The sequence below is a fragment of the Micromonospora sp. DT47 genome, from assembly GCF_049844475.1.
Lineage (GTDB): Bacteria > Actinomycetota > Actinomycetes > Mycobacteriales > Micromonosporaceae > Micromonospora.
In genome coordinates, this window is sequence record NZ_JBNCLC010000013.1 from 139293 (window position 1) to 145787 (window position 6495).

Annotated in this window: 7 protein-coding genes and 1 tRNA gene; 6 read left to right on the forward strand and 2 right to left on the reverse strand. The window is 71.4% G+C overall.

The window, feature by feature from the left end:
* Nucleotides 1-32 precede the first annotated feature (32 nt).
* From ACLQ2U_RS20650 to ACLQ2U_RS20670, 5 genes are all read left to right on the forward strand, one after another.
* Nucleotides 33-512 carry a MarR family winged helix-turn-helix transcriptional regulator gene (locus ACLQ2U_RS20650; protein ID WP_425752343.1) on the forward strand — a complete coding sequence of 160 codons (480 nt, stop codon included), beginning with the start codon at nt 33-35 and terminating at the stop codon, nt 510-512.
* 52 nt (nt 513-564) lie between these two features.
* Entirely contained in the window at nt 565-3414 is a 2850-nt protein-coding gene (locus ACLQ2U_RS20655) for a thiamine pyrophosphate-dependent enzyme (protein ID WP_425752344.1), read from the forward strand.
* A 111-nt stretch (nt 3415-3525) separates the two neighbouring features.
* Nucleotides 3526-3963, forward strand: coding sequence for a DUF3052 domain-containing protein (locus tag ACLQ2U_RS20660; protein ID WP_425752345.1), 438 nt, complete (start codon nt 3526-3528; stop codon nt 3961-3963).
* Between the two features lie 82 nt (nt 3964-4045).
* The gene (locus ACLQ2U_RS20665) at nt 4046-4513 is read left to right on the forward strand and encodes a peroxiredoxin (protein WP_425752346.1); all 468 of its coding nucleotides are present in this window, start codon (nt 4046-4048) and stop codon (nt 4511-4513) included.
* 85 nt (nt 4514-4598) lie between these two features.
* Nucleotides 4599-4673 (forward strand) — tRNA-Val (locus ACLQ2U_RS20670).
* A 77-nt stretch (nt 4674-4750) separates the two neighbouring features.
* Here ACLQ2U_RS20670 and ACLQ2U_RS20675 read toward each other — a convergent pair.
* Both ACLQ2U_RS20675 and ACLQ2U_RS20680 read right to left on the reverse strand, forming a co-directional pair.
* Entirely contained in the window at nt 4751-5260 is a 510-nt protein-coding gene (locus tag ACLQ2U_RS20675; protein ID WP_425752358.1) for a site-specific integrase, read from the reverse strand.
* Between the two features lie 43 nt (nt 5261-5303).
* Nucleotides 5304-5603, reverse strand: coding sequence for a hypothetical protein (locus ACLQ2U_RS20680; protein ID WP_425752347.1), 300 nt, complete (start codon nt 5601-5603; stop codon nt 5304-5306).
* Between the two features lie 295 nt (nt 5604-5898).
* Here ACLQ2U_RS20680 and ACLQ2U_RS20685 point away from each other — a divergent pair, with 295 nt between their 5' ends.
* Entirely contained in the window at nt 5899-6159 is a 261-nt protein-coding gene (locus tag ACLQ2U_RS20685) for a hypothetical protein (protein ID WP_425752348.1), read from the forward strand.
* Nucleotides 6160-6495 lie beyond the last annotated feature (336 nt).

Sequence of the window (6495 nt, forward strand, 5' to 3'; positions counted from 1 at the left end):
TCAACTATTGACCCGCAAGTACGATGTCAGACATGACGCAGAGCACCGTCCCCACCGGGTCCGACCTGGGCGACCGCTCCGGGCTGGCCGGCGACGCGGTGCGCCGGATCATGCACATCGCCTCCGCGATGCGGCACTACCAGGACGTCGAGATCGCCGAGCTGGGGCTGACCCCGGCCGCCGCCCGCGCGCTGCACGAACTCGACCCGGACCACCCGCTGCCCGCCCGCGACCTGGCCGAGCAGCTGCGTTGCGACCGGTCCAACGTGACCGCCCTGGTCGACAAGCTGGAGCAGGCCGGCCTGGTCGAGCGTCGGGTCGACCCGGCCGACCGGCGGCAGAAGACCCTGCTGGTGACCGAGGCGGGCCGTCGGGTGCGCGAGCGGGTGCGCCGGGTGATGTCCGACTCCCGGCTGCTCGCCGGGCTGAGCACCGAGGAGCTCGCCACCCTGCGCGAGCTGGTCTGGAAGGTCTCCGACGGCGGCTGCCCGGAGCAGTGCGGGACGGAGTGAGAACCGCCCGGGCGGATCGTGTCTGAGTGGGCGACCCTGGCCTTCGTCGGTAATGCTGTCCGACGTGACCACCCCGAAAGATCTCGACGGCCGGTTCCGGGAGACCCTGGGCGCTCTGCCCGAGCCCGAGCGGCGCCGTGACCCGGCCGCGCCGGTCGGCGAGGGCGCCGCGCTGACCGGGCGACAGCTGCTCGCCCTCTTCGACGCCCAGGTCACCAGCCGCCAGCTCGACCTGGCCGGTCGCTGGCTGCGCAGCTTCGGCGAGGGCTTCTACACCATCGGCTCCGCCGGCCACGAGGCCAACGCCGCGATCGCCGCCGCGCTGCGGCCGACCGACCCGGCGCTGCTGCACTACCGCTCCGGCGCCTTCTACTGCCTCCGCGCCGCCCAGGCCGCCGGCGAGTTCCCCGCCGTGGCCGCCGCCGACGGTACGCAGGACGACCGCACACCCGCGGCCGCCGGTGGCGTGGCGGACCTCCCCTGCGGGCGTACGGCCGCCACGCCGGTCTCCTCCGCCACGGTGGTGGACCCGGCGACCGTGCCGCGGCAGCGCTACCCCGACGAGGCGCCCGGCCCGGAAGAGGCGATCCCGGGCCTGGGTGAGGCGCTCCGCGGCCCGGACGAGGCGTCCGCCGACCCGGGTGAGGTGCTCGCCGGGCCGGATGAGGTGCCTGCCGGAGCGGACGAGGTGCTGGTCGGAGCGGGCGGGCTCGGGGCTGTCGGCCCGGGCGGGGTGCCTGTCGGCCCGGGTGGGACCAGCGGTCCGGGAGTGGTGGCCTACCGGGTGGACGCCGACGGGACCGCCGAACCGGTCCCGTCCGACGATTCCGCCATCGACGATCCACCCGTCCGTCCGGTGGCCACCGCGGACCCGTCCTCGGGCGGCCCGCACGCCGCCGGCGGCGGGGCGACGCCCGGCGCCACCGGGTCGGTCGGTGTCCGGGAGGACGCCTGCACCGGGGCCGCCCGGGACGTGCTGCGCGGGATGGTCGCCTCCGTCCGGGAGCCGATCGCCGGGGGCCGGCACAAGGTCTTCGGCCGGGCCGACCTCGCCATCGTTCCCACCACCTCCACCATCGCCTCGCACCTGCCCCGAGCCGTCGGGCTGGGGCTGGCCGTGGAGCGGCTCCGCCGGCTGGACACCGCCGGACTACGCGACGGCGACGCCGGGACGCGCCGTTCGCCGTGGCCCCGGGACGCCATCGTGGTCTGCTCCTTCGGTGACGCCTCGGTGAACCACGCCAGCGCCACCGCCGCGCTCAACACCGCCGGTTGGTACGACCACACCGGCCTGCGCATCCCGGTGCTCTTCGTCTGCGAGGACAACGGGCTCGGGATCAGCGTCCGCTCGCCGGAGGGCTGGGTGGACCGGGCGCTGAAGACCCGCCCCGGCGTCCGGTACTTCTCTGCCGACGGGGCCGACCCGCTCGAGGCGTACGCGGTGGCGGCCGAGGCTGCGGCCTGGGTGCGCCGGCACCGCCGGCCGGCCGTGCTGCACCTGCGGACCGTCCGGCTGATGGGGCACGCCGGGGCGGACGCGGAGACCGCGTACCGCAGCGTCGCCGAGATCGCCGCCGACGAGGCGCGCGACCCGGTACTGGCCACCGCCCGGCTGCTGGTGGAGGCAGGCGTGGCCACCGGCGAGGAGCTGCTCGCCCGGTACGACGAGCGGGGCTGGCAGGTGCGCCGGGTCGCCGAGGAGGTGCTGGACGAGCCGAAGCTCGGCAGCGCCGCCGACGTGGTGGCCCCGCTGGCCCCGCGCCGGCCGCTGCGGGTCGCCACCGCGGTGACCGAGGCGGCGGCCCGGGCCGGTGGACCGAACGCGGGCGCCCGGGCGGAGGTGTTCGGCGCGAAGCCGCCGGAGCTGGCCGGCCCGCTCACCCTGGCGCAGAGCATCAACGCCGCCCTCGCCGACGGGATGCTCGACCACCCCGGCATGGCGGTCTTCGGCGAGGACGTCGCCGCCAAGGGCGGGGTGTACGGGGTGACGAAGGGGCTGCGCGAGAGGTTCGGCGCGGCGCGGGTGTTCGACACCCTGCTGGACGAGACCTCGGTGCTCGGCCTGGGGCTGGGGGCCGGGCTGGCCGGGATGCTGCCGGTGCCGGAGATCCAGTACCTGGCGTACCTGCACAACGCGGAGGACCAGCTGCGCGGCGAGGCGGCCACCATGCAGTTCTTCTCCGGCGGGGCGTTCCGCAACCCGATGGTGGTCCGGGTGGCGGGGCTGGCGTACCAGCAGGGGTTCGGCGGGCACTTCCACAACGACAACTCGGTGGCCGTACTCCGGGATGTGCCGGGCCTGGTGGTCGCGGTGCCAGCGCGGCCGGACGACGCCGCGCCGATGCTGCGGACCTGCCTGGCCAGCGCGGCGGTGGACGGCAGCGTCTGCGTCTTCCTGGAGCCGATCGCGCTCTACCACACCCGCGATCTGTACGAGGCCGGCGACGGCGAGTGGCTGGGGGCGTACGCGGAGCCCGGCGGCTGGGCGGCCGGGCACGTGCCGATCGGCCGGGCCCGGGTCTACGGCGTCGGCTCGGCCGAGGACGTAACGATCCTCACCTTCGGTAACGGGGTACGGATGTCGCTGCGGGCCGCGGCGACCCTGGCCGACGAGGGGATCGGCTCCCGGGTGGTGGACCTGCGGTGGCTTTCGCCACTGCCGGTGGCGGACCTCTTCCGGGAGGCGTCGGCGACCGGTCGAGTGCTGGTCGTGGACGAGACGCGCCGCTCAGGCGGGGTCGGCGAGGGGATCATCGCCGCGCTGGTGGATGCCGGATTTGTGGGCGCGGCGCGACGAGTAGCCGGAGTTGACTCGTTTGTACCATTAGGTCCGGCAGCCCGTCAGGTTCTGGTCTCGGAGGAAGCCATTACCCAGGGTGCCCGTACGCTGCTGGCACGGTAAATTCCGTTCCACCCGGTGCGCCACTTGCGCCGTGGGCCGGAACTGTGTGGACTTTGCCTGACGGCGTCACCCGACGCCGCGAGCAGGGATGAGATGAGGAGGCACGCGACAGTGAGCGCGACCGCTGGTCAGGCCGCCGACGGGGTACGCAGCCTGGCGGACCGGTTCGGACTCGAGCCGGGGATGGTCGTCATGGAGATGGGGTACGACGACGACGTCGACCAGGATCTCCGGGACGCCCTGACCGACCGCTGTGGAGATCTGGTCGACGAGGACACCGACGAGGTGGTCGACGCGGTGCTGGTCTGGTACCGCGACGGCGACGGTGACCTCTTCGAGATCCTCGTCGACGCCCTCGGCCCGCTGGCCGACGCCGGTGTCGTGTGGCTGCTGACCCCCAAGGCCGGGCGCGACGGGCACGTCGAGCCGAGCGAGGTCGCCGAGTCGGCGCAGACCGCGGGGCTCCAGCAGACCTCGACGATCAACGCCGGCCGGGACTGGAGCGGCGCCCGCCTCGTGCTGCGCCGCGGGTCCAAGGGCAAGAAGTAGCCTGCGCGTCCGTGACCCGGCGGCGTCCGCCGCCGGGTGTGGCAGGCTGACGTCACCGAGACTCAACTCCCGAGGAGCTTGCATGCCGATCGAGGTTGGCGCCGAGGCGCCGGACTTCGTGCTCAAGGACCAGAACAACCAGGAGGTCCGGCTCTCGGACTTCCGCGGCAGGCGCACCGTGCTGCTGGTCTTCTACCCGCTGGCCTTCACCGGCATCTGCCAGGGCGAGCTCTGCGAGGTGCGGGACAACCTCAACGAGTACGTCAACGACGACGTCCAGGTGCTCACCGTCAGCGTCGACTCGGTCTACAGCCACAAGATCTGGGCCGAGAAGGAGGGCTACCAGTTCCCGCTGCTGGCCGACTTCTGGCCGCACGGGGCGGTCGCCCAGGCGTACGGCGTGTTCAACGACGTCGCCGGCATCGCCAACCGGGGCACTTTCGTGATCGACAAGGCCGGCGTGGTCCGGTTCGCCGAGATGAACATGCCGGGCGAGGCGCGCGACCAGCAGGGTTGGCGCAAGGCCCTCGCCGAGGCGGTCTCCGCCTGACCCCCTGACCGGGGCATACCGTTCGACCGGGCCGGAGGCCGGCAGGTAAGCTTGCCCACCTCCGGCCCGCTCGTACGGGCGTTCCGGGCGCGTAGCTCAGTGGGAGAGCACTCGCCTTACAAGCGAGGGGTCGCAGGTTCGAAACCTGCCGCGCCCACCAGTACATGACCAGGGAAAACTCGCCCCACACCAGCTGGTCTGTCCGTCGGCGGCGGTGTCTGACATCCATTTCTGACATCAGCCGTCCGAGCCAAAGGCCTCGCCCAGCTTTCGCAGGGCCTCCGTCTGCTCGGTCAGTCCGGTATGCGCGTAGATCATCATGGTCACATCGACGTGGGAATGACCCGCGATGGCCTGCGCGATGTGCGGCGGGGTGCCCAAGCTCAACAGGAGTGTCAGACAGGTGTGCCGGAGATCGTGAAAGCGGATCTCTGGGAGCCCAGCTCGGCTCCGGATGCTGTAGAAGTGCCGGGTCAGGTTGCGAGGCTCAATCGGCGTGCCAAGCGAGGTCGAGAAAACCAGGCTGTTCTCCGCCCATGAAGAGCCAGCTGCGAGACGTTCCTTGGCTTGCCTTTCCCGTTGCTGCCGAAGCGCCGCCACGACCGGCAGAGGTAGCGGGAGGGTACGCCGGGACCGCCGGGTCTTTGGCGCCTGCACTCGCAGCTCACCGCTTGCCCGCACAAGGTTCTGCCTGACAGTCAGGGTCGCGGCGTCCAAATCAACGTCCGACCAGCGGAGGCCGAGCAGTTCGCCGCGGCGGGGGTTCGAGCACCGACGCCAATCATCACAGTCAACCGATCTGCCGACGTGGTGCGGTGTTCACGTCCACGCGGACGCCTGTCGTTGATTGTTGCCCCGCCAGCGGCCGGCATGGATAGTGAGTCTGCCGGCGGCTGGCCTCCTGCCGGACCGCCTCGGTGAGGTTGCGCCAGGCGCCGGCCGAGGTCTTCATCATCCGGTCGACCATGGAGCGGGCGGATGCTTCGTCCGGGAAGTCGTACGAGACCTCCTGCCCTCCGTCACCACCCAGGCGGCCACGCACTCGCCAGAGCCGACCGTCGAGAACAAGCCAGATATCCCGCCGGGCCATGCGGCCCCACGCCCCGTTCCACCACCGACCACGTACTTCCACCCCCACCACGCTACTCGAACATACGTTCGACCGGCCGGCTGCCGGCGATGTCGGGTCTCAGGACGTGCGTGGATGACAGATCAGCCTCGGGACGTGGGTGACAGATCCGGCTAGACGATCTTGCTCGCCAAGTTGGGCCCTGCGGATCATGGCGTCCTAGGCTCGGGGCATGCACAGCACCCTGACTGAGCACGCCCGGTGTCTCTACGGAGACGAGTACCGACCTAAGCCAGAGTGCGATGGCGAGCACCGAGTGCACTACTTCGTCGAAGAGTTGACCTTCGCTGACGCGGACTCGATCCTCGCCATGTTGCATGAGCTGTGCCCGCAGGTGGCTGACGGTCTGTTGCCGGTATGGGTCCGCAACCTGGCCTATCGGCTGGTGCTCCTGCAGCGGCCCGACGAGCCGGTGCTGATGCGAGAGGCTGCGCAGAACCTGTGGCTTCACGGCCCGGATTGGGACGACATCGCGGCAGACCTGACGCGCCGCGCCGACGCTCTGGAAGCGAGCTGAGGTACGGACGGCTGGTCACAGCTACGTTCTGCATCGCAGATCCTGATGGTCGTGGACGGCGCGTAGCCAAGCGAGGACTTCGACGAGGTCAAGGTTGGCCTGGCAGTGCGCGGGCGCGCTTGTCTAGACAAGGGTCGACCGTGAGGTGACGCGCCTGGCGCGCTGAGGTGGCCAAGCCGGTGTCACGCAGGTTCTGATACCGATGTGTGGCGCAGGTCCTGAGACTGGACAGCGTGGCTGCCGGCGTGTCGGGCTCCACTTGACGCTTCTATGGCTCGTCAAGTCCTTCCGGCGGTTTCCATGAGCCGGAACATGTGTCGGGCGGTGTAGCGCTTG

Coding starts and splice junctions, on each gene's coding strand:
- ACLQ2U_RS20665 (WP_425752346.1), top strand. CDS start 4,046: ATGCCGATCGAGGTTGGCGCCGAGGCGCCGGACTTCGTGCTCAAGGAC.
- ACLQ2U_RS20650 (WP_425752343.1), top strand. CDS start 33: ATGACGCAGAGCACCGTCCCCACCGGGTCCGACCTGGGCGACCGCTCC.
- ACLQ2U_RS20655 (WP_425752344.1), top strand. CDS start 565: ATGCTGTCCGACGTGACCACCCCGAAAGATCTCGACGGCCGGTTCCGG.
- ACLQ2U_RS20680 (WP_425752347.1), bottom strand. CDS start 5,603: ATGGCCCGGCGGGATATCTGGCTTGTTCTCGACGGTCGGCTCTGGCGA.